Raw genomic sequence first — 19,126 nt, 5'->3', positions numbered from 1 at the left:
CCCGTCCGCCGTCGCGGCGGTAGCGTGAGGGCCATGAGCGAGCAGCGTTCCACCCCCGACAGGATCACCGAGCTGGGCCCGGACGAGGTCTTCGTCTTCGGGTCCAACGCACAGGGCGCGCACGGGGCCGGTGCGGCACGCACCGCCGTCGAGCGCTTCGGCGCCGTGATGGGCCAGGGGCACGGACTCCAGGGCCGGGCCTACGCGATCGACACCATGAGCGGCTTCGCCGCCCTGGAGCGGGAGGCCTCGGCCTTCGTCGACTTCGCGCGCCGGCACCCTGAGCTCACGTTCTGGCTCACCCGCGTGGGCACCGGCATCGCCGGTCACGACGAGCGCCGCGTGGCCGCACTGTTCGCCGACGCGCCGGCGAACGTGGTCAGGCCCCCGGGCTGGTGAGGGAGTCCCGTCGACCCCCGGGCCGGTGACCCCGGGACCGGTGATCCCCGGGCCGGGCCGTCAGGACCGGTAGCCCTGCGGGTTGTTCCGCTGCCAGTTCCAGTGGTCGCGGCACATCGTGTCGATGTCCCGCTCGCCGGACCAGCCGAGGTCCGCGAGGGCCTTGGCGGGGTCGGCGTAGGAGACCGCGGCGTCGCCGGGACGGCGGGCCACGACCTCGTAGGGGACGCTGCGCCCCGAGGCACGCTCGAAGGCGGCGTGCACCTCCAGCACGGAGTAGCCCTTCCCGGTGCCCAGGTTCCAGGTGTGCACCCCGCCGTGCGCGACGACGTGGTCGAGGGCCTTCAGGTGGCCGTCGGCGAGGTCGACCACGTGGATGTAGTCGCGCACTCCCGTGCCGTCGGCGGTGGGGTAGTCGTCCCCGAAGACCCGCAGCTTCTCCCGCCGCCCCACGGCCACCTGCGCGATGAACGGCAGGAGGTTGTTGGGCACCCCCGTGGGGTCCTCGCCGATCCGGCCGGACTCGTGGGCGCCCACCGGGTTGAAGTAGCGCAGCAGGGCGATGTTCCAGGAGGGGTCGGAGGCGGCGAGGTCCACGAGCATGTCCTCGATGTGCTCCTTGGTCCGCCCGTAGGGGTTCTGCGCGTCCATGGGCTGCTTCTCCGTCAGCGGCATCTCCTCGGGCGCGCCGTAGACCGTGGCGGACGACGAGAAGACGAGGGAACGGCAGCCGCGGGCCGCCATGGCGTGGAGCAGGTTCAGGGTGCCGGCCACGTTGGTGGTGTAGTAGTGCAACGGCTGCTCCGCCGACTCGCCCACGGCCTTCAGCCCCGCGAAGTGGACCACCGCGTCCGGGCGGTGCTCGGCGAACAGCGCGTCGAGCCCGGCGGGGTCCAGGAGGTCGAGCTCGGCGAACGCCGCCACGGGCCGGCCCGCGAGCTCCTCGACGCGCTCCAGGGAGGTCCTGGAGGAGTTGGCGAGGTTGTCCATCACGACGACGTCGTGGCCCGCCTCGAGGAGGGCGAGGACGGTGTGCGAGCCGATGTATCCGGTTCCGCCGGTCACGAGAGTCTTCATGGTCCCAGCGTATCGGCCGCCGCGCGGGAGCCGGTCAGGGGCTCGCGAGGACCACCACGACGTCGCCGGCCGGAGGGGCGGCCCCCGGGTGAGCCACGGCGCTGTCCACCCACCCGGGGGCGGGGGCGAAGCGGTTGGTCCGCTGGTCCACCCGCACCCAGGTGCGGCCGTCGAAGGAGACCTCCGTGACGCCCAGCTCCGCGGCGCGGGCGACCACCCAGTGCGCCACGGCCCAGCCGGTGCTCCCGTCCGGGGCGGGCACCACGAGCCGGTCGCCCTCCGCCCGGGCCGACGGCGCCGCGGGTCCGAAGGCGGCGCCCAGGGCGTCCGCCGCCCGGGACGCGTCGCCCGGAGCCCCGGGGTCGGCCAGCACGCAGTTGAGCGTCGCCTCCGTGCGGCCCGTGAGGCTTCCGGCGAAGGCCCGGGCCAGGGGCTCGTGCTTCGCGTACGCCTCCGGGTGGGCGGAGCGCTGCACGGCCTGGGCCGCCTCGGTGACGGACAGCGACCCGAGGTCGATCTCGGTGAGCCGGTCGTAGAAGACGTCGGTCGCGTAGGCGGGATCCATGATCTGCTCGACCGTGCCCCAGCCCTGGGAGGGACGCTGCTGGAACAGGCCCACGGAGTCCCGGTCCCCGTAGTCGATGTTCACCAGCTTCGACTCCTGCATCGCGGTGGCCAGCGCCACGACCGCGGTCTCCGGGTCCGCGCCGCGCTCCACGGCCTCCGCCGCGACCACGGCGGCGTTGTCCGTCTGCTCCGCGGACAGGGTGTGCCGGGTGCGCCGGCCGTCGTCGCCGGTGACGGTCGCCACGCAGCGGGGTTCCCCGGCCGAGGGGTGGCCGGCGCGCAGCTCGACGGCCACCAGCACCCCCGCGGCCAGCACGGCGCAGGCGAGCAGCACGACGAACAGCGACAGGCGGACCGCCCGGGAGCGGCGGCCGGCGGAGTGGGAGGACACGGGCACTCCTGGACGCGGGGGTGGGAGGAGGACGGGACCGGCGCGCCCCGGTCCCGGCGGACGTGGGCGCCGGGACCGGGACTGTGCGGGCCGGGCCCGCGGCGCTCAGTTGGCGTGCAGCGCCGCGTTGAGCTCCACGGTCCCGCCGGCGCGGGGGAGCACCTCGACCGCGCCGGTGAGGGAGTTGCGGCGGAACAGCAGGTTGGGCACGCCGGAGAGCTCCGAGGCCTTGGCGGTGGAGTGCTCGCCGTCGGCGTGCACGCTCACGCGGGTGCCGGCCGTGACGTAGAGGCCGGCCTCGACGACGCAGTCGTCCCCCAGGGAGATGCCCACGCCCGAGTTCGCGCCGAGCAGCACGCGCTCGCCCACGGTGATGCGCTCCTTGCCGCCGCCGGAGAGGGTGCCCATGATCGAGGCGCCGCCCCCGATGTCGGTCGCGTCGCCGACGACGACGCCGGCGCTGATCCGGCCCTCGACCATCGACTGGCCCAGGGTCCCGGCGTTGAAGTTCACGAAGCCCTCGTGCATCACCGTGGTGCCCTCGGCCAGGTGGGCGCCCAGGCGGATCCGTCCGGCGTCGCCGATCCGCACCCCGGGGGGGACCACGTAGTCGACCATGCGCGGGAACTTGTCGACGCTGTGCACGGTCACGTGCCCGGCCGTGGCCCTCAGCCGGAGCAGCGCACCGGTCAGCTCCTCCGCGAGCACGGGGCCCCGGTCGGTCCAGGCGACGTTGGCGAGCAGCCCGAAGATCCCGTCGAGGTTCACGGTGTTGGGGCGCACCAGGCGGTGCGAGAGCAGGTGCAGCCGGAGGTAGGCGTCGGCGGCGTCGGCGGGCGGGGCGTCGAGGTCGGCGACCGTCTCGACGATCTCGTGGCGGGTGTTGCGGTCGGGGTCGGTGGTGGCCGCCAGCCGCAGGTCCGCCTCGAGGGAGGTGTCGACCGCGTCCGAGAGGGACGGGGCCGGGTACCAGACGTCGAGGACGGTTCCTTCCTTGGGGCCCGAGGCCACGACGGTGGCCAGGCCGAGACCGGAGGCGGGGCGAGGGGTGGATGCAGTCATGGCCTCCATCCTAGGGGCCGCCGGCACCGGGCGCCGCGCCCGGGCCCGTCGCTATGCTGGCAGCCATGACTGCACTCGACCTCGCCGCGGACCCCGCCGATCTCACGGCCGCCCTGATCGACCTGGAGTCGGTCTCGGGCCGGGAGGGCCCACTCGCCGACGCCGTCGAGGCCGCGCTCCGGCGGCTGCCCCACCTGACGGTGCACCGGGACGGCGACGCGGTCGTGGCGCGCACCGGGCTCGGCCGCGCGGAGCGGGTCGTGCTCGCGGGCCACCTCGACACGGTGCCCCTGCCGAGCACCCCGGGGGCCCGGGGCACGGTCCCGTCCTCGTGGTCGGAGGAGGACGGCCGCCGCGTGCTGTACGGGCGCGGGGCCACCGACATGAAGGGCGGCGTGGCCGTCCAGCTCGCGCTGGCCGCGGCCCTGCAGGAGCCCCGCCGCGACGTGACGTACGTCTTCTACGACCACGAGGAGGTCGAGGCCTCGGCCAGCGGCCTCGGCCGGCTCCGCCGCAACGCCCCGCATCTGCTCGAGGCCGACTTCGCGGTGCTGCTCGAACCCACCGACGGCACGGTGGAGGGCGGGTGCAACGGCACGATGCGGTTCCGGATCACGACCCGGGGCCGGGCCGCGCACTCGGGCCGGTCGTGGATCGGCGAGAACGCCATCCACAAGCAGGCCGACGTCCTGGCCCGGCTGGCGGCCTACGAGCCGCGCACCGTCGCCGTCGAGGGGCTGGAGTACCGGGAGGGGCTCAACGCGATCCGGATCCGGGGCGGGGTGGCGGGCAACGTCGTCCCGGACGAGGCGAGCGTGGAGATCAACTACCGCTTCGCCCCGGACAGGACGCCCGAGGAGGCCCTCGACCACGTGCGGGAGATCTTCCCCGGCCACGAGCTGGAGCTCACCGACCTGTCCCCGGCGGCCCGGCCGGGCCTGGACCGCCCGGCCGCGGCCGCCTTCGTGGCCGCCGTGGGCCAGGAGCCGAAGCCGAAGTACGGCTGGACCGACGTGGCCCGGTTCTCCGAGATGGGGGTGCCCGCCGTGAACTTCGGTCCCGGCGACGCCCTGCTGGCGCACACCGACGACGAGCACGTCAGCGCCGACGCCGTCCGCGCGTGCTACCGCGCGCTCGCCGCCTGGCTCACCGACTGAGGGTCAGACCTTGGTCTCCTCGGCGGCGAGGGGCCCCTCCGCCGGCTGCGCCCGGCCCGCGGTCCGGAAGCTGAGGAACCGGGCCAGCCAGGCGGCGACCGCGGTCAGCAGGTAGTTGATGAGCACGAACACCAGGGCGGCCAGCAGCAGCGTCTGCAGGATGTTGCCGTCCCCGGCGCCCAGCCGGCGGGCGCTCGCGAGCAGCTCCGGGTAGGTGATGATGTAGCCCAGCGCGGTGTCCTTGAGGATGACCACGAACTGGCTCACCATCGACGGCAGCATGGCCGTCAGCGCCTGCGGCAGCTCGATCATCCGCAGGGAGCGGGACGGGGTGAGCCCGATGACCAGTGCCGCCTCCCGCTGGCCCTTGGGCAGCTGGTGGACGCCCGAGCGGATGAGCTCGGCGATGACCGAGCCGTTGTAGAACATCAGCCCGAGGACCACGGCCCAGAACGGGGCGTTGGCGGGCTCGACGAGTCCGGTCCGTCCGAGACCCAGGTAGAAGAAGATCATCATCACCAGGACGGGAACGGCCCGGAAGAACTCCACGACGAGGGTCGAGACGGCGCGCACCGGGGCCAGCTGGGAGAGCCGGCCCAGCCCGAAGACCAGGCCGAAGACGATCGAGAGCAGCACGGCCAGCAGGGCCGCCCGGATGGTCTGCCACAGGCCCGGCAGCAGGAAGTTCTCCCAGGTGCGGGCCGTGAACAGTGCGGTCCACTTCGAGGCCTCGAGCTGGCCCTGGTCGGCGAGCTTGCCCAGCACCACCCAGGCGAGGGCGAGCACGAGCAGCACGCCCACCACGTTGAGGATCATGAAGAGCCGCCGGGAGCGGGGCCCCTGGACGTCGAAGAGGACGTTGTGGGAGTTCGAGGAGGCCATCAGCGCTTCACCGCCAGCTTTCGGGAGGCCCACGTGGTCAGCACGCCCACCGGCACCACGAGGATCACGAAGCCGATGGCCACCACGAGGAAGATCGCGATCATCACGTCGGGCCGGAACTCGATCATGGTCTTCATGAGGGAGGAGACCTCGTTGCTGACGGACGCGGCCGCGGCCACCGTCGAGTTCTTGATCAGGGCGATCAGGGTGTTGCCCAGCGGGGTGATCGCCCCGCGCAGGGCCTGGGGGAAGATCACCAGCCGGGCCGCGGGCACGAAGCTCAGGCCGATGGCCCGGGCGGCCTCGGCCTGGCCGACGGGGACGGTGTTGACCCCGGAACGGATGGCCTCGCACACGAAGGCCGCGTGGTAGAGGCTCAGGCCCACGACGGCCCAGTTGAAGAAGTTGCGGTTGAAGTCGCCGGAGAGGGAGAGCCCGAGCTGGCTCCACACGCCCAGGACCAGGAAGACGAGGATGATGGTCAGCGGGGTGTTCCGGAACAGGTTCACGTACCCGGTGCCCAGGAGGCGCAACGACGCGACCGGGGAGATGCGCATGAGGGCGATCAGTGAGCCGATGACCATCGAGCCGATCGCCGCGAAGAAGGTCAGCTGGATGTTGACCCAGAAGGCGGCGAACACGTCGTACTGCTCGAACAGGCTCGCGAAATCGCTGAGGTAGTCGTTCACGGGAGCTCCCGGAGCGGGGGCTGGTCCTGGATCACGGCAAGGTCCTTCGTCGTGGGGCGGTAGTCGTGCTGCGCGGACGCCGCCCCGTGGCCGGCCGGCTCCCGGCCGGCCACGGGGCGCTCACGCGCCCGTCGTCACTCGCCGCAGGGCTCGGTCTCCGGCGGGTTGAGCTCCTCGTTGTACTGGTAGTCCGCGCCCTCGGTGTGGGTGGCCACGGCCTCCTCCCAGGCGCCGTCCTCGATCATCTTGTTGATGGCCTCGTTGACCGCCTCGCACTGGTCCGAGCCCTGCGGGAGACCCACTCCGTAGCGCTCCTCGGAGAAGGTGTTGCCCACGACCTTGAACTTGCCCTGGTTGGCCTCGGTCGAGGCGAGGCCGGCGAGGATGATGTCGTCGGTGGTGACGGCGTCGACCTGGCCGGACTCCAGGAAGGTCACGCACTCGGCGTAGCCGCCCTGCTCCACGAGGTTCACGCCGGGCACCTCCTCCTGGACGTTCACCGCGGAGGTCGACCCGGTGACCGAGCACAGGTTCTTGCCGTCGAGGTCGGCCGGACCCTGGATGCTGTCGTCGTCGGCGCGGACGAGGAGGTCCTGGCCGGCGATGAAGTACGGGCCCGCGAAGTCGACCGTCTGGTCCCGTTCCTCGGTGATGGAGTAGGTGGCGAAGATCATGTCGACCTGGTCGTTCGCGAGCATGTTCTCGCGGTTGGCCGACGGGGACTCGACCCACTCGATCTGGTCCTCGGTGTAGCCCAGCTCACCGGCCACGTACTTGGCGACGTCGACGTCGAAGCCCGTGTACTCGCTGCCGTCCCTGAAGCCGAGACCCGGCTGGTCGTACTTGATCCCGATCCGGACCGATTCCTCCGAGCCGCCGCCGCCGCCGTCGCCTCCGCCGCCGCCGTCGTCCCCGCCTCCGCACGCGGTGAGGGTCAGGGCCGCGGTCGCGGCCATCGCGGCCAGTCCGAGGGGCTTGCTGCTGCGCATGGTGTGCTCCTTGTTCTCGAGGAAGTGGCTTCCGGTCGGGGGGTCGGGTGGACGGTCAGTGGCCGAGGATCTTGCCGAGGAAGTCCTGGGCCCGCTCGGAGCGGGGGTTCGTGAAGAACTCCTCGGGGGTGTTCTCCTCCACGATCATGCCGTCGGCCATGAAGACGACGCGGTCGGCGGCCTTGCGGGCGAAGCCCATCTCGTGCGTGACCACGATCATCGTCATGCCCTGCTTCGCCAGGGCGACCATGGTGTCGAGCACCTCGTTGATCATCTCGGGGTCGAGGGCCGAGGTCGGCTCGTCGAAGAGCATGACCTTCGGCTCCATGGCCAGTGCCCGGGCGATGGCCACGCGCTGCTGCTGCCCGCCGGAGAGCTGGGCGGGCAGCTTCGAGGCCTGGTTGTCGACCCCGACCCGGGTGAGCAGCTCCATCGCCTGGGTCTTGGCCTCGGCGGGTGATTTCCCGCGGACCTTCACGGGGCCGAGGGTCACGTTCTGCAGGACGGACTTGTGGGCGAAGAGGTTGAAGGACTGGAAGACCATGCCCACGTCCGCGCGCAGCCTCGCGAGGGCCTTGCCCTCCGCGGGCAGCTCCTTGCCGTCGATGAGGATCTCGCCGCTGTCGATGGTCTCCAGCCGGTTGATGGCCCGGCACAGGGTCGACTTGCCCGAGCCCGACGGGCCGATCACGACGACGACCTCCCCGCGCCTGACCTCCATGTTGATGTCCCGCAGCACGTGGAGGTCCCCGAAGTGCTTGTCGACGTGCGAGAGGCGGACCAGGGCTTCGGTCGTCCCCGGCCCCGAGGAGGCCGGCGCGGCCGCCGGTGGAGTGGCGTGTGACATACCGCGAACATATCCCAGAAAGTCCCGTTGTGAGATGCAACACGTGGCAATCAGGTCGATTTCGTACCCTTCCGTACGAATGTTTCGGGCGGCCGGGCGGCGCGGGCCGCCTAGCCTGGGTCCATGACCGAACTCCTCGTGGTCCTGACCGGGCTCGTGCTGCTGCTGACCCTCGTGGCGGTCCTCGTGCTGGGCCGGGACCGGCTCTCCGCCTGGTCGTCCCCCGCCGCCGACGGGATCGAGGTCGAGCCCGCGCCGTCGGCCCCCCTGCTCCTTCCGGAGCGGTTCACGGCCGAGGAGCTCGAGGACGTCGCCTTCCACGTCCGCCGGCGGGGATACGACCGCGGGGAGGTCCGGGCGGTGCTCGCCGCCGTCGCCCGGCAGCTGCCGCCGCAGGAGCGGTCCCCGGCCGCGGTGCCCGAGGCGTGATCGGCGGCCCCGCCGTCCGGGCGGCCGCCGCGTCCTGGTGGTCGCGCGCGGCCGTGCTGTGGACCGGGTCCCCCGGGTGGGCGCAGGCGCTGCTGATCTGGGCAGCGTCCCGCGCGTGGGGGTGGGCCGTGTTCACCACCGTGGGCCGGCAGCAGGGGCCGGGGCCGTGGGGGGACGGGGCCCTGGGCTACTTCGCGTTCACCGGCATCTGGGACTCGGACTGGTACGAGCGGATCGCCCGCGAGGGCTACCCGGCCGAGGTGCCCCGCGACGGCACGGGCCGGGCGCAGGAGAACGCCTGGGCGTTCTACCCCGTGTTCCCGCTGCTGGTGCGCGGGGTCACGGCGCTGACCGGCACGGGATGGGACGTCACGGCGTCCACCGTGTCCCTGCTCGCGGGAGCCGCCGCCGCCGTGGTGGTGCACCGGTTGTTCCTGCGGCTCGCGCCGCCGGCCACGGCCCTGTGGGCGCTGGCCCTCGTCGCGTTCAACCCGGTGGCGCCCGTGCTGCAGGTGCCCTATGCGGAGTCCCTCCACCTGCTGCTGCTGGCCGCGGCGCTGCTGCTCGTGGCGGACGGACGCCACCTGGCCGCGGCGCCGGTCGTGCTCGTCATGTGCCTCACGCGTCCGGCAGGCGTGCCGTTCGCGGCCGCGCTGGGCATCACCTGGCTCGTGCGCACCGTGCGGCGTCGCCGCTCCGGGCAGCTCCGCAGGGCCGCCGAGGCGCCGGACGGGCTCCTGGCCCTGGCACTGTTCTCCTGCGCCGCGGCCCTGGCGTGGCCGGGGATCGCCTGGTGGGTCACCGGGGAGCCGGCGGCCTACACCGACACCGAGACGGCGTGGCGCGGCGAGGCCCTCCTCCCCGTGGTGCCGTGGTTCGACGCCGGGGTCCGCTACCTCGGCCCCGTGGTGGGCCCGGCGGCGCCCGTCCTGCTGGTGGCCGCGGGCGTCGCCGTGCTGGGGAGCGGAGTGGTGCGCCGGCGCCTGGACCTCCTGCTGCGCACCTGGCTGGCCTGCTACGCGGTGTACCTGCTGCTGTTCCTGCACCCGCAGTCCAGCACGTTCCGGCTGCTGGTGCCGATGTTCCCGCTCGCGCTGCCGCTCGCGGCGGTCTCGGAGTCGCGCGCCTACCGGACGGCCTGCCTGCTCGCCGGCGCCGTGCTCCAGCTGGTGTGGGTGGGCTGGCTGTGGCACTGGAAGCAGCTGCCCGGCGGCGGCGACCACCCGCCCTGAGCCCGCTCCGGGACCCTCCCGACGCGCTGCTGGCACGCACCGGCCGTCCGGGTCCACGGGGGCGGCTCGGATAGGATGGGAGCCACACCAACACAGTGAAGAGGAGTTCCCACATGGCGGCCATGAAGCCGAGAACCGGTGACGGACCGATGGAGGTCACCAAGGAGGGGCGCAGCCTCATCATGCGCGTGCCGCTCGAGGGCGGCGGGCGGCTCGTGGTGGAGCTCAAGCCGGCGGAGGCCGCGGAGCTCAAGGAGTGCCTGGCGGGTGTGACCGACTGACACCGGCGCCGCACGACGGCGAGGGGCCCGGCACCAGGTGCCGGGCCCCTCGCCGTGGCCGGTGTCGTCCGCGGCGTGTCGTCCGCGGGGTCCCGCCCGGTCAGCGGCGGACCGCGAGCAGGATCCCGGACCCCGTGGGCAGCAGTGCGGTGCTGAACCGCTCGTCCTCGCGGAACAGCCGGTGGACGGCTCGCATGGTGCGGGTGTTCTCCTCGCGGTTGGCCGGCTGGGCCGCCTTGTCCTGGTACAGGGCGTCGTTGACGACGAGCATCCCGCCCGGTCGCAGCAGCCGCACCGCCTCCTCCGCGTAGTCCAGCGTCCCCTCGGTGTCGGCGTCGAGGAACACGAGGTCGTAGGCGCCGGCGCTGAGCCGCGGCATCACGAGGGAGGCCCGGCCCGGGATCGTGCGGGTGCGGCTCGTGGGCACCCCCGCCTCGCGGAACGTGTCCCGGGCCGCGCGCAGGGCCCGGATGTCCGAGTCGATGGTCGTGAGCACGGAGGTCGCCGGCAGCCCGCGGAGCAGGGCCAGCCCGGACACGCCCGCGCCCGTGCCGACCTCCACGACCGTGGCGGGACGCGCCGACGCGGCCAGCACGGTCAGGGCGGCCGCCGTCCCGGGGGTGACCGGGGGGATGCGCAGGGCGAGGGACCGTTCCCGGGCGCGGTAGGCGAGCTCGTCCTCCACGGCGAACGCCTCGGCGTACGACCAGCTCGTCGTCTTGTCCGCGCCCATGGTCCGCCCTTCGTCGCCGTCGTGGTGCCGGAGTGCCCCCGGCCCGTGCCGGCGTGGTGCCGCCGCGCGCACGCAGGGGGACGCGCGTCATCCTACCGGGTGGGGCGCTGCGCCCCGGTGCTGTCCAGTCGGCGCCCAGCTTGCCCACCGATCATGGGAGGGACAACGCGACCGCGGCCCCGGGCGAGGAGGGAACCCGTGCCGGCCCGGGCGGCCCGCGGCCGGGAACCGGGCGCTGCGCCGCTGACCGCGCTGCCGCCGTCCCGCACGAGGCCCGACGCACGAGGAGGAGCGATGCCCCGCCCGCACCCGCGCGGACGAGCCGTGCCGCTGGCCGCGGCCACGGCCAGCGCCGTGCTGACGCTGCTCCTGGGCTCGGGCTACGCGGTGGGGCGCACGGTCGTGGCCACGGCGCCGGAAGCGGGGAGCGAGCGGGCGCCCGTCTCCGTGTGGCACGGGACCGGCGGCGTGCTGCACGCGGACGAGGGCTCCGCGGAGCGGCTGCGCGCCGAGGGGTGGACGCTGCCCACGCTGGCCGCGGACGGCTACCGGGTCGTCTCGATGACCCGCGGCAGTCTGGCAGGGCATCCGATCGTCTCGGTCCGGCTCCAGCGCGGCGGTCACGACGTCGTCGTGGTCGAGCAGCGCGGACGGGTGGACCGGCAGAACCCCATGGACGGGATCACGGGGCTGCCCGTGAGCGCGGAGGGCCTCGAGCGGTCCGCGGTCGCGGGCGTGCCCCTGTGGGTGGACGACGGCCCCCCGTGGCGGGCGGTGCTGGTGGGCGAGGACGTGGTCTACACCGTCAGCGCGGACACCGGCCCCTCCGCGATGGCGCACACCGTGAGCCTCGTCGTGGCCGACGACCGCGGCCGTGTCGAGGAGCCGGAGGCGGAGGACCCGGGCCTCGCGCGGACGGTCGTGGTGGGCCTGCAGGAGATCTTCGGCTGAACGGCCGCCGCACCCCTGACTGCTAAAATCGACGACTGTGCTCGGCATCAACGGCGGCGAAGCGATCATCCTGGTGCTCCTGGTCCTGTTCATCATCGGGCCGGAGCGTCTTCCCGAGTACGCCGAGAAGCTCAAGGACCTCGTCAAGTCCGCCAAGCGCTACGCGACCGGCGCCACCGCGGAGCTGAAGGAGACCCTCGGTCCGGAGCTGGCCGACGTCGACTGGCGCAAGCTCGACCCCCGCCAGTACGATCCCCGCACCATCGTGCGCCAGGCCCTGCTCGAGGACGACGACGAGCCGCCGCCGCCCCCGCGCCCGACGCCACTGGTCCGGCTCGCCCCGGGCGAGCGCGCCCCCTTCGACCCCGAGGCCACCTGAGGCGGGGCCACCGGACGCGGGACCACCCGCTGCGGGACCACCTGGGGCCCGGCGCCGGTCCTCAGCGCGGGCCGAGGCCCAGCGGCCGTCCGGCGAGCCCGAGCGGGCGGGAGCCCAGGGCGTCGGCGACCGAGCGCAGCGCCGTCGCGGCGGGGGAGTCCGGCGCGGTCCACACGACGGGCCGGCCCGTGTCCCCGCCCTCGCGCAGCGCGACGTCGAGGGGCACGGCTCCGAGCAGCGGCACGTCGTAGCCCAGCCGCCGGGTCAGGGACTCCGCGATCCGGGCGCCGCCGCCGGCGCCGAAGAGCTCGAGCAGGGTGCCGTCCGGCATGGGCATGCCCGCCATGTTCTCGACCACCCCCGCCACCCTCTGGCCCGTCTGCACGGCCAGCGCGCCCGAGCGCTCGGCGATCTCCACGGCCGCCTGCTGGGGGGTGGAGACCACGAGCACCTCCGCGGAGGGCAACAGCTGGGCCACGGAGATCGCGACGTCCCCGGTCCCCGGCGGGAGGTCCAGGAAGAGGTGGTCCAGGTCGCCGAAGTGGACGTCGGTCAGGAACTGCTCGACGGCGCGGTGCAGCATCGGCCCGCGCCAGGCCACGGGCTGGTCCGGGTCCACGAACATGCCGATCGAGATGACCTTGAGCACGCCGGCGCGGCCGGTGTCCTCGCGCGCGTGCTCGGGGACGTCCACGACCGGGGGCAGGATCATGTCCCCCACCTGAGTGGGCCCCCGGTCGATGCCCAGCAGCCCGGGCACCGAGAAGCCGTGCACGTCCGCGTCCACGATGCCCACGGAGCGGCCCCGGGCGGCCAGCGCCGCGGCGAGGTTCACCGTGACGGTGGACTTGCCGACGCCTCCCTTTCCGCTCGTCACGGCGTGCACGCGGGTCAGCGAGCCAGGGTCGTTGAACGGCACGGTGCGGGTGTGCCCCACCCGCGCCTTGAGGGCCGTGCGCTGCTCCGCCGTCATGACGCCCACCTCCACGGCCACGGAGCGCACGCCGTCCACGGTGGTCACGGCCTCGTGGACGTCGCGCTCGATGGTCGAGCGCAGAGGGCACCCGCTGATGGTCAGGAGCACGTGCACGGCGGCGTGCCCGGAGTCGTCGAGCACGGCCGAGCGGATCATGCCGAGCTCGGTCACGGGCCGGCGCAGCTCCGGGTCGAGCACGCGGTCGAGCGCGGCGCGCAGCGCCGGGTGGACGTCCTCGGAGGCCAGGACGTCGTCGGGACGGGGGTCAGACACGGGGGATACCTCTGGTCTCGGGTGCGGTGGTGCGGTCGGAGGACCTGGCCCTCCGGCGGGGGGTCCTGCGCGGTGGCGGACCGGTCTCGGCCGGGTCCGTGCCCTCGTCCTGGGCCTCCACGATCTCCTCGAGCACCGAGCGCAGCTCGGAGCGCACGAAGTCGCGGGTGGCCACCTCACGCAGGGCGATCCGCAGCGAGGCGATCTCCCGGGTGAGGTACTCGGTGTCCGCCAGGTTCTGCTGGGCGCGGCGGCGGTCCTCGTCCTGGGTCACGCGGTCCCGGTCGTCCTGCCGGTTCTGCGCGAGCAGCAGCAGGGGTGCCGCGTAGGAGGCCTGCAGGGAGAGCATGAGCGTGAGCAGGGTGAAGTTCAGGGCCTTGGAGTCGAACTGGAGCGCCTCCGGCGCCAGGCTGTTCCAGCCCAGCCACACCGCCACGAACACGGTCATCCAGAACAGGAACTGCGGAGTGCCCATGAACCGGGCGAAGCCCTCCGTCCAGTTGCCGAACGCGTCCGGGTTGGGCCGGAGGCGGTCCAGCAGCCCGGGACGGTGCTCGCGGGGCTGGTCGAGGGTGTTGACGCGGGCTCGCCGGGTGCCGCGCTCACTCATATCTCTTGCCCACCTTCCGGATCGGGGTGCCGTCGTCGGCGGTGCGCCAGTCCTCGGGGAGCAGGGCGTCCAGGACGTCGTCGATCGTGATCGCCCCGACCACCCGGTCGTGGTCGTTGACCACCGGGATGATCGTGAGGTCGTAGGTCGCGAGCTCACGGGCCACGTCCTGCACCGAGGCCAGGTCGGACACCGGCTCCAGCGAGCGGTCGATGAGATTGCCGATGGCCTCCGGCGGAGCGTACCGCAGCAGCTTCTGCGTGTGCACCATGCCCAGGTACTTCCCCGTGGGCGTCTCCAGCGGCGGGCGCGAGACGATCACGGCCGCGGCGACCGCGGGGCTGAGCTCCTCCTGCCGGATGTGCGCGAGCGCCTCGGCCACCGTGGCCTCCGGCGGCAGGATGATGGGCACCGGGGTCATGAGCGAGCCGGCCGTGCCCTCCTCGTACTCCAGGAGCCGGCGGACGTCCTCGGCGTCGCCGGGGCGCATCAGCTCGAGCAGCTCCTCGGCCTCGGCGTCGGGCAGCTCGTTGAGCAGGTCCGCCGCGTCGTCGGGCTCCATCTCCTCGAGGACGGTGGCCGCGCGCTCGCGCTCGAGGCTGGTCAGGATGTAGACCTGGTCCTCCTCCGGCAGCTCCTGCAGGACGTCGGCGAGCCGGTCGTCCTGCAGCTCGTGGGCGATCTCGAGCATGCGCTTGGCGGACATGTCGTGGATCTCGTCGGCGAGGTCGGCGGGCTGCTCCTCCTCGTGGGAGGCGACCCACTGCGTGGCCGGCTGGAGGCCCGCGGCGGAGGGCGCGCCGGCGTCCTCCCAGTCCACGATCAGCGTCTCGTTGCGCCGGCGCATGAGCCCCCCGCCGGCGCCGGTGCGCCGCACGAAGAGCTGGGTGATCAGCCAGTCGCCGGTGTTGCGCTTGCGCTCCATGGCCATGTCCTCGACGGTGGCCGAGCCGGAGCCGTCGCGGAGATGCACGGTGCGGTCGAGCAGCTCCGCGACGACGAGGGTCTCGGCGCCGCGCTGCTCGAACCGGCGCAGGTTGACCAGGCCCGTGCTGATGATCTTCTCCGCGTCGATGCTCGTCACCCGGGTCATGGGCACGAACACGCGCTTCTTGCCGAGCACCTCGACCACGAGGCCCACCACGAGGGGGCGCTGGGACGGGCTGCCGTGCCGGGCGCTGCCGCGCATGAGCACGACGACGTCGCGCAGCCGGCCGAGACGGTCCCCCAGGGGGTCGAACACGTCGAGGCCGATCAGGCGCGCGATGAAGATCTTGTCGATGTTGCTGCTCACCGTACAAGACTACCCACCGGCTCCCCGCGGGGACGGGGCCCGTGGCCGGGGAGCGGGCGCGGGATGGGGGAGAATGGGACCATGAGCTCGCCACGGTCCCTGCCCTCTGCCAGTCCCGCCGTCCGCGGCCTGCCCCGCGGGGAGGTGATCGGGCGCTACGCCACCTACGCCGACGCGCAGAAGGCGGTCGACCACCTCGCGGACGAGCAGTTCGAGGTGGACCGGATCGCCATCGTGGGCAACGACCTGAAGTCCGTGGAGCAGGTCACCGGCCGGCTCAGCTACCCGAAGGTCGCCGGCCAGGGCGCTCTCAACGGCATGGTCTTCGGGGCGTTCCTGGGGATGATCCTGTCCCTGCTGGGCGGCGGGGAGTGGGTCTCCTCGTTGCTGGTCTCGGTGCTGCTGGGCGGGGCCTTCTGGATGCTGCTGGCCACCGTCACCTACGCGATGCAGCGGGGCAAGCGCGACTTCACCTCCACGAACCAGATCGTCGCCACCTCCTACGACGTGGTCGCCGCGCCCGAGGTCGCCCACCGCGCCCGGCAGGTCCTCCAGGGCCTGCACGGGCTGCGCAGCCTCCCCGTGCCGGGCCGTCCCACCGGCCCGGTCCCGGGGCCCCCGGCCCAAGGCCCCCCGCACCCCGGCCGTCCCGGCCCGTGGCAGGGGTCCGCACCCGGCGGCCCGTCCGGCCAGGAGCCTCCCCGGTACGGTGCGCCGGCCCCCGGGCCGGGCGGTCCGGCCGGCGGCCCGTCGGGCCAGGAGCCGCCGCAGCACGGTGTGCCGCAGGCTCCGCCGGAGGAGTCCCCGGCGACGCGCTCGGCGCTCTTCGAGGACCTGCCCGACGGCAGGCCCCAGTACGGCATCCGGGTGCCCGGCGGGCAGGTTCCCGGCGGGGACCTGCCCGGAGGGGAGCGGCCCGGAGGGGAGCGGCCCGAGGGCGGGGAACCCCGGGGCGAGCGGTCCGGGGACGAGCGGCCGGACCGCCGCCGCTCCCGGCGCTCCGCCGGCCACGAGAGCGGGCCGGACCGCGGGAACGGCCCGGAGGGCGGCTCCCGCTGACCGCCGGCCCCGGGGCGCGGAACCCCCGGGGGCGGAGTTCGGGGCCCCGCCCCCGCGGTCGCGGTGCTCCCGGCCCCGACACCGCGGACCTCCCGCGCGCGGATCTGCGCGCCCGGGGCGCGGTGGCGCGCGGATGGCGCGGCCGGGGCTCAGCTGGGGGCGACGCCCTCCCGGGCGTGCCAGAGACCGGTCATCCACGCCTCGACCTCGTCGGGGGTGCGGGGCAGCCCGGAGGACAGGTTGACGTTGCCCTCCTCCGTGATGAGGACGTCGTCCTCGATCCGTACGCCGATCCCGCGGTACTCCTCGGGGACGGCGAGATCCTCCGCCTTGAAGTACAGGCCGGGCTCGATGGTGAACACCATGCCGGGCTCGATGACCCCGTCCACGTACAGTTCGCGCTTGGCCTGGGCGCAGTCGTGCACGTCCAGGCCCAGGTGGTGGCTGGTGCCGTGCGGCATCCAGCGCCGGTGGTGCTGCCCCTCCGCGGAGAGCGAGACCTCGGCCGGCACGGGCAGCAGCCCCCAGCTCTCCAGCCGGCGGGCCAGCACCTCCATCGCCGCGGCGTGCACGTCCCGGAAGCGGTTGCCGGGCACGGCGGCGTCGAAGGCGGCGTCGGCGGCGTCCAGGACGGCCTCGTAGATCCTGCGCTGGACCTCCGTGTAGCGACCGTTGACGGGCAGCGTGCGGGTGATGTCAGCGGTGTACAGGGAGTCGGCCTCGACCCCGGCGTCCACGAGGATCAGCTCGCCGGGGATCACGCGTCCGGTGTTGCGGATCCAGTGCAGGACCGTGGCGTTGTTGCCGCAGGCCGCGATGGTGTCGTAGCCGAGGTCGTTGCCGTCCGTGCGGGCACGGGCGAAGAAGGCGCCCTCGACCATCCGCTCCCCGCGGTGGCGGTGTCCGGCGGCGGCCGGGAGCACGTGCACGATGTCGGTGAACCCGGCGATGGTCGCCTCCACGGCGTGGCGCAGCTGCTCCACCTCGTGGGCGTCCTTGACCAGCCGCACCTCGGCGAGCGCCTCGGCGAGCCCGCCGTCGAGGGCGTCCGAGGCCTCGAGGTCCACGCCGGTGTTGATCCGCGACGTGTCGACCAGCGCCTCGACGTCGAGGTCGACCCCGCGCACGAGACGGACCCGCAGCCCGCCCAGGGCCGTGGGGCCGGCGTTCTTCGTGATCGCGTCCTCGAGGGCGCCCAGGTCCCGGGTGCGCAGCCCGTAGGCCGTGCCGAGCTCCTCGAGGGTCGGACGGGGCCCGACCCAGAACTCCCCGTTCTTCGTGTCGGCGTAGAACTCCCGGGTCTCCCGACCGGCCATCGGGTGGAAGTACAGGGTGGCCTCGTGGTGGCCGCCGTCGTCGCCCTGTCCCTCCTCGACGGGCTCGAGCACCAGGACCGCGTCGGGCTCGTGGTCGACGCCCAGACCGGTCAGGTGCGCGAAGGCGGAGTGGGGGCGGAAGCGGTAGTCGGTGTCGTTGGACCGCACCTTCGGCGGCCCCGCGGGCAGGACGAGGCGCTCGCCGGGGAACCGTTCGGAGATCCGCTTCCGGCGCTGGGCCGCGAAGTCCGCCACCGGCACACGCTCCGCCTCCGGAGTCTCCGGTCGCGCCCACTGCGCGGCCATGAACTGCTGGAAGGCGGGGGAGTCGGAGCGCTGCGAGCGGTTCTCCACGCGTTCCTCGAGCGGCTGGCCGGCGTCCTGGGGTGTGCTGCTGTGCTCGGTCATGGTTCCTTTCCTGGTGTTCTCGTGCCGTCCGTCTCATCGTGCCACGGGAGCCTGCCGGCCGCCCCGGTCCGGACCGGTATCGTGGAGGGGTGAAGATCGACCTGCACACCCACTCGGCCGACTCCGACGGCACGGAGAGCCCGGCCGACGTCGCGCGTGCGGTGCACGCGGCCGGACTCGACGTCTTCGCCCTCACCGACCACGACACGACGTCAGGGTGGCGGGCCGCGGGGGACGCCGCGGTCTCCCTCGGGGTCGCCTTCGTGCCGGGCATGGAGATCTCCTGCACCACCGAGGACGGGATCTCGGTGCACCTGCTGAGCTATCTCCACGACCCCGACGAGCCGGCCCTGCGCGCCGAGATCGAGGCCTCGCGGTGCTCGCGGCTCACCAGGGCGGAGCGCATGGTGGAGCTGCTGTCCGAGGACTACCCCATCGACTGGGACGTGGTCCGGGACCACGTCCGGGGGGACGCGACCGTGGGCCGTCCGCACATCGCCGACGCCCTCGTCAGCGCCGGGATCGTCGGGGACCGCACCGAGGCCTTCACCTCGGTGCTGCACAGCCGCTCCCGCTACTACGTGCCCCACTACGCCCCGGACCCCGTGCTCGCGGTGCGCCTGGTGCGCGCCGCGGGGGGCGTGCCCGTGTTCGCGCACCCGCTCGCCGCGGCCCGCGGCCGCGTGGTCGGCCCCGAGGTCTTCGAGGCCATGATCGACGCCGGCCTGGCGGGGCTCGAGGTCGCCCACCGGGACAACCCCGACGACGCCCGGGCCCGTCTCGTGCGCATGGCCTCCGAGCACGACCTCCTCGTCACCGGCTCGAGCGACTACCACGGGACCGGAAAGCCCAACCGGCTGGGGGAGAACCTGACGTCCGTGCAGTCCCTCGTGCGGATCGAGGAGCAGGCGACGTCCTCCACGACGGTCCGCCACCCCTGAGCCGCCGGCCCGGGCACGGGTGAGATCCCTCACCCGCCCGTCCACGCTCTGCCTATCGATCACGCGCTTTGTGCAGGATTCTCCGCTGGGTTCGCTCGGTGGTGCTGGAAAGCGCTGTGCTACGGTCGATGAGGCTCCCTTGCGTGACACGTCAATGCTCGCGTGTCCCGCCCTGCGGCCGCTC

The 19,126-nt window shown here is 73.6% G+C and carries 21 protein-coding genes; 9 read left to right on the top strand and 12 right to left on the bottom strand.

All coding sequences use genetic code 11. The annotated features are described in order from the left end of the window. The first annotated feature begins 33 nt into the window (after positions 1-33). Entirely contained in the window at positions 34-399 is a 366-nt protein-coding gene (locus ACH9EU_RS01455) for an A1S_2505 family phage non-structural protein (protein ID WP_396412152.1), read from the top strand. A 60-nt stretch (positions 400-459) separates the two neighbouring features. Here the strand turns inward: ACH9EU_RS01455 and galE are convergent, their stop codons facing one another. The 3 genes from galE to dapD form a co-directional block, all read right to left on the bottom strand. Further along, positions 460-1,476 (bottom strand): UDP-glucose 4-epimerase GalE, encoded by a 1,017-nt coding sequence (galE, locus tag ACH9EU_RS01450; protein ID WP_396412151.1) that lies wholly within the window; start codon positions 1,474-1,476, stop codon positions 460-462. Positions 1,477-1,510: 34 nt separating this feature from the next. Then, the gene (locus ACH9EU_RS01445; RefSeq protein ID WP_396412150.1) at positions 1,511-2,434 is read right to left on the bottom strand and encodes a hypothetical protein; all 924 of its coding nucleotides are present in this window, start codon (positions 2,432-2,434) and stop codon (positions 1,511-1,513) included. 105 nt (positions 2,435-2,539) lie between these two features. Continuing rightward, positions 2,540-3,505 carry a 2,3,4,5-tetrahydropyridine-2,6-dicarboxylate N-succinyltransferase gene (gene dapD, locus ACH9EU_RS01440; protein WP_396412149.1) on the bottom strand — a complete coding sequence of 322 codons (966 nt, stop codon included), beginning with the start codon at positions 3,503-3,505 and terminating at the stop codon, positions 2,540-2,542. 44 nt (positions 3,506-3,549) lie between these two features. Here dapD and dapE point away from each other — a divergent pair, with 44 nt between their 5' ends. Further along, positions 3,550-4,653 carry a succinyl-diaminopimelate desuccinylase gene (gene dapE / locus ACH9EU_RS01435; RefSeq protein ID WP_396412148.1) on the top strand — a complete coding sequence of 368 codons (1,104 nt, stop codon included), beginning with the start codon at positions 3,550-3,552 and terminating at the stop codon, positions 4,651-4,653. A 3-nt stretch (positions 4,654-4,656) separates the two neighbouring features. On the opposite strand, the gene ACH9EU_RS01430 is transcribed toward dapE, so the two are convergent. From ACH9EU_RS01430 to ACH9EU_RS01415, 4 genes are all read right to left on the bottom strand, one after another. Continuing rightward, positions 4,657-5,535 (bottom strand): ABC transporter permease subunit, encoded by an 879-nt coding sequence (locus ACH9EU_RS01430; RefSeq protein ID WP_396412147.1) that lies wholly within the window; start codon positions 5,533-5,535, stop codon positions 4,657-4,659. Further along, complete coding sequence (locus tag ACH9EU_RS01425) at positions 5,535-6,224, bottom strand: ABC transporter permease subunit (protein WP_396412146.1); 690 nt, start codon at positions 6,222-6,224, stop codon at positions 5,535-5,537. Before ACH9EU_RS01425 ends, ACH9EU_RS01430 begins: the two co-directional genes overlap by 1 nt. Before the next feature lie 134 nt (positions 6,225-6,358). Continuing rightward, positions 6,359-7,213: a glutamate ABC transporter substrate-binding protein gene (locus ACH9EU_RS01420; RefSeq protein WP_396412145.1), complete on the bottom strand. Its 855-nt coding sequence runs from the start codon at positions 7,211-7,213 to the stop codon at positions 6,359-6,361. 55 nt (positions 7,214-7,268) lie between these two features. After that, entirely contained in the window at positions 7,269-8,060 is a 792-nt protein-coding gene (locus ACH9EU_RS01415; protein WP_396412144.1) for an ATP-binding cassette domain-containing protein, read from the bottom strand. Positions 8,061-8,183: 123 nt separating this feature from the next. Here ACH9EU_RS01415 and ACH9EU_RS01410 point away from each other — a divergent pair, with 123 nt between their 5' ends. From ACH9EU_RS01410 to ACH9EU_RS01400, 3 genes are all read left to right on the top strand, one after another. Beyond that, on the top strand, positions 8,184-8,489 hold the full coding sequence (locus ACH9EU_RS01410; protein ID WP_396412143.1) for a DivIVA domain-containing protein: 306 nt from the start codon (positions 8,184-8,186) through the stop codon (positions 8,487-8,489). Next, positions 8,486-9,721 carry a hypothetical protein gene (locus ACH9EU_RS01405; protein ID WP_396412142.1) on the top strand — a complete coding sequence of 412 codons (1,236 nt, stop codon included), beginning with the start codon at positions 8,486-8,488 and terminating at the stop codon, positions 9,719-9,721. The genes ACH9EU_RS01410 and ACH9EU_RS01405 overlap by 4 nt, the downstream gene beginning before the upstream one ends. A 113-nt stretch (positions 9,722-9,834) precedes the next feature. Then, on the top strand, positions 9,835-10,002 hold the full coding sequence (locus ACH9EU_RS01400; RefSeq protein ID WP_396412141.1) for a DUF3117 domain-containing protein: 168 nt from the start codon (positions 9,835-9,837) through the stop codon (positions 10,000-10,002). Positions 10,003-10,102: 100 nt separating this feature from the next. Here the strand turns inward: ACH9EU_RS01400 and ACH9EU_RS01395 are convergent, their stop codons facing one another. Continuing rightward, positions 10,103-10,735, bottom strand: a complete 633-nt coding sequence (locus ACH9EU_RS01395) for a class I SAM-dependent methyltransferase (RefSeq protein WP_396412140.1) — start codon at positions 10,733-10,735, stop codon at positions 10,103-10,105. A gap of 294 nt (positions 10,736-11,029) precedes the next feature. On the opposite strand from ACH9EU_RS01395, the gene ACH9EU_RS01390 reads away from it, so the two are divergent. Both ACH9EU_RS01390 and ACH9EU_RS01385 read left to right on the top strand, forming a co-directional pair. Next, complete coding sequence (locus ACH9EU_RS01390; RefSeq protein ID WP_396412139.1) at positions 11,030-11,686, top strand: hypothetical protein; 657 nt, start codon at positions 11,030-11,032, stop codon at positions 11,684-11,686. Positions 11,687-11,723: 37 nt separating this feature from the next. Further along, a complete protein-coding gene (locus ACH9EU_RS01385; RefSeq protein ID WP_396412138.1) occupies positions 11,724-12,065 on the top strand; it encodes a Sec-independent protein translocase TatB in 342 nt (113 codons plus the stop codon). Between the two features lie 61 nt (positions 12,066-12,126). Here ACH9EU_RS01385 and ACH9EU_RS01380 read toward each other — a convergent pair whose 3' ends face one another. From ACH9EU_RS01380 to ACH9EU_RS01370, 3 genes are read right to left on the bottom strand one after another with little or no spacing between them, the layout of a single operon-like run. Then, complete coding sequence (locus tag ACH9EU_RS01380) at positions 12,127-13,314, bottom strand: P-loop NTPase (protein WP_396412137.1); 1,188 nt, start codon at positions 13,312-13,314, stop codon at positions 12,127-12,129. Continuing rightward, positions 13,307-13,924, bottom strand: coding sequence for a DUF1003 domain-containing protein (locus tag ACH9EU_RS01375; RefSeq protein WP_396412136.1), 618 nt, complete (start codon positions 13,922-13,924; stop codon positions 13,307-13,309). Before ACH9EU_RS01375 ends, ACH9EU_RS01380 begins: the two co-directional genes overlap by 8 nt. After that, positions 13,917-15,218 carry a magnesium transporter MgtE N-terminal domain-containing protein gene (locus tag ACH9EU_RS01370; RefSeq protein WP_396412135.1) on the bottom strand — a complete coding sequence of 434 codons (1,302 nt, stop codon included), beginning with the start codon at positions 15,216-15,218 and terminating at the stop codon, positions 13,917-13,919. The genes ACH9EU_RS01375 and ACH9EU_RS01370 overlap by 8 nt, the downstream gene beginning before the upstream one ends. Positions 15,219-15,299: 81 nt before the next feature. Between ACH9EU_RS01370 and ACH9EU_RS01365 the strand changes: the two genes are divergently transcribed. Beyond that, positions 15,300-16,277, top strand: coding sequence for a general stress protein (locus ACH9EU_RS01365; RefSeq protein WP_396412134.1), 978 nt, complete (start codon positions 15,300-15,302; stop codon positions 16,275-16,277). 149 nt (positions 16,278-16,426) lie between these two features. Here the strand turns inward: ACH9EU_RS01365 and ACH9EU_RS01360 are convergent, their stop codons facing one another. Beyond that, positions 16,427-18,001, bottom strand: coding sequence for an aminopeptidase P N-terminal domain-containing protein (locus ACH9EU_RS01360; protein ID WP_396412133.1), 1,575 nt, complete (start codon positions 17,999-18,001; stop codon positions 16,427-16,429). A gap of 89 nt (positions 18,002-18,090) precedes the next feature. Here ACH9EU_RS01360 and ACH9EU_RS01355 point away from each other — a divergent pair, with 89 nt between their 5' ends. Then, the gene (locus tag ACH9EU_RS01355; protein ID WP_396412132.1) at positions 18,091-18,942 is read left to right on the top strand and encodes a PHP domain-containing protein; all 852 of its coding nucleotides are present in this window, start codon (positions 18,091-18,093) and stop codon (positions 18,940-18,942) included. Positions 18,943-19,126: the final 184 nt, after the last annotated feature.

It is taken from the genome of Kocuria rhizosphaerae (assembly GCF_044462265.1).
Taxonomy (GTDB): domain Bacteria; phylum Actinomycetota; class Actinomycetes; order Actinomycetales; family Micrococcaceae; genus Kocuria; species Kocuria rhizosphaerae.
The sequence above is the reverse complement of the archived record's forward strand: the minus strand, read 5'-3'. Positions and strand labels throughout refer to the sequence as shown.

Coding starts and splice junctions, on each gene's coding strand:
- dapE (WP_396412148.1), top strand. CDS start 3,550: ATGCTGGCAGCCATGACTGCACTCGACCTCGCCGCGGACCCCGCCGAT.
- ACH9EU_RS01360 (WP_396412133.1), bottom strand. CDS start 18,001: ATGACCGAGCACAGCAGCACACCCCAGGACGCCGGCCAGCCGCTCGAG.
- galE (WP_396412151.1), bottom strand. CDS start 1,476: ATGAAGACTCTCGTGACCGGCGGAACCGGATACATCGGCTCGCACACC.
- ACH9EU_RS01455 (WP_396412152.1), top strand. CDS start 34: ATGAGCGAGCAGCGTTCCACCCCCGACAGGATCACCGAGCTGGGCCCG.
- ACH9EU_RS01415 (WP_396412144.1), bottom strand. CDS start 8,060: ATGTCACACGCCACTCCACCGGCGGCCGCGCCGGCCTCCTCGGGGCCG.
- ACH9EU_RS01395 (WP_396412140.1), bottom strand. CDS start 10,735: ATGGGCGCGGACAAGACGACGAGCTGGTCGTACGCCGAGGCGTTCGCC.
- ACH9EU_RS01430 (WP_396412147.1), bottom strand. CDS start 5,535: ATGGCCTCCTCGAACTCCCACAACGTCCTCTTCGACGTCCAGGGGCCC.
- ACH9EU_RS01420 (WP_396412145.1), bottom strand. CDS start 7,213: ATGCGCAGCAGCAAGCCCCTCGGACTGGCCGCGATGGCCGCGACCGCG.
- ACH9EU_RS01410 (WP_396412143.1), top strand. CDS start 8,184: ATGACCGAACTCCTCGTGGTCCTGACCGGGCTCGTGCTGCTGCTGACC.
- dapD (WP_396412149.1), bottom strand. CDS start 3,505: ATGGAGGCCATGACTGCATCCACCCCTCGCCCCGCCTCCGGTCTCGGC.
- ACH9EU_RS01400 (WP_396412141.1), top strand. CDS start 9,835: ATGGCGGCCATGAAGCCGAGAACCGGTGACGGACCGATGGAGGTCACC.
- ACH9EU_RS01365 (WP_396412134.1), top strand. CDS start 15,300: ATGAGCTCGCCACGGTCCCTGCCCTCTGCCAGTCCCGCCGTCCGCGGC.
- ACH9EU_RS01390 (WP_396412139.1), top strand. CDS start 11,030: ATGCCCCGCCCGCACCCGCGCGGACGAGCCGTGCCGCTGGCCGCGGCC.
- ACH9EU_RS01375 (WP_396412136.1), bottom strand. CDS start 13,924: ATGAGTGAGCGCGGCACCCGGCGAGCCCGCGTCAACACCCTCGACCAG.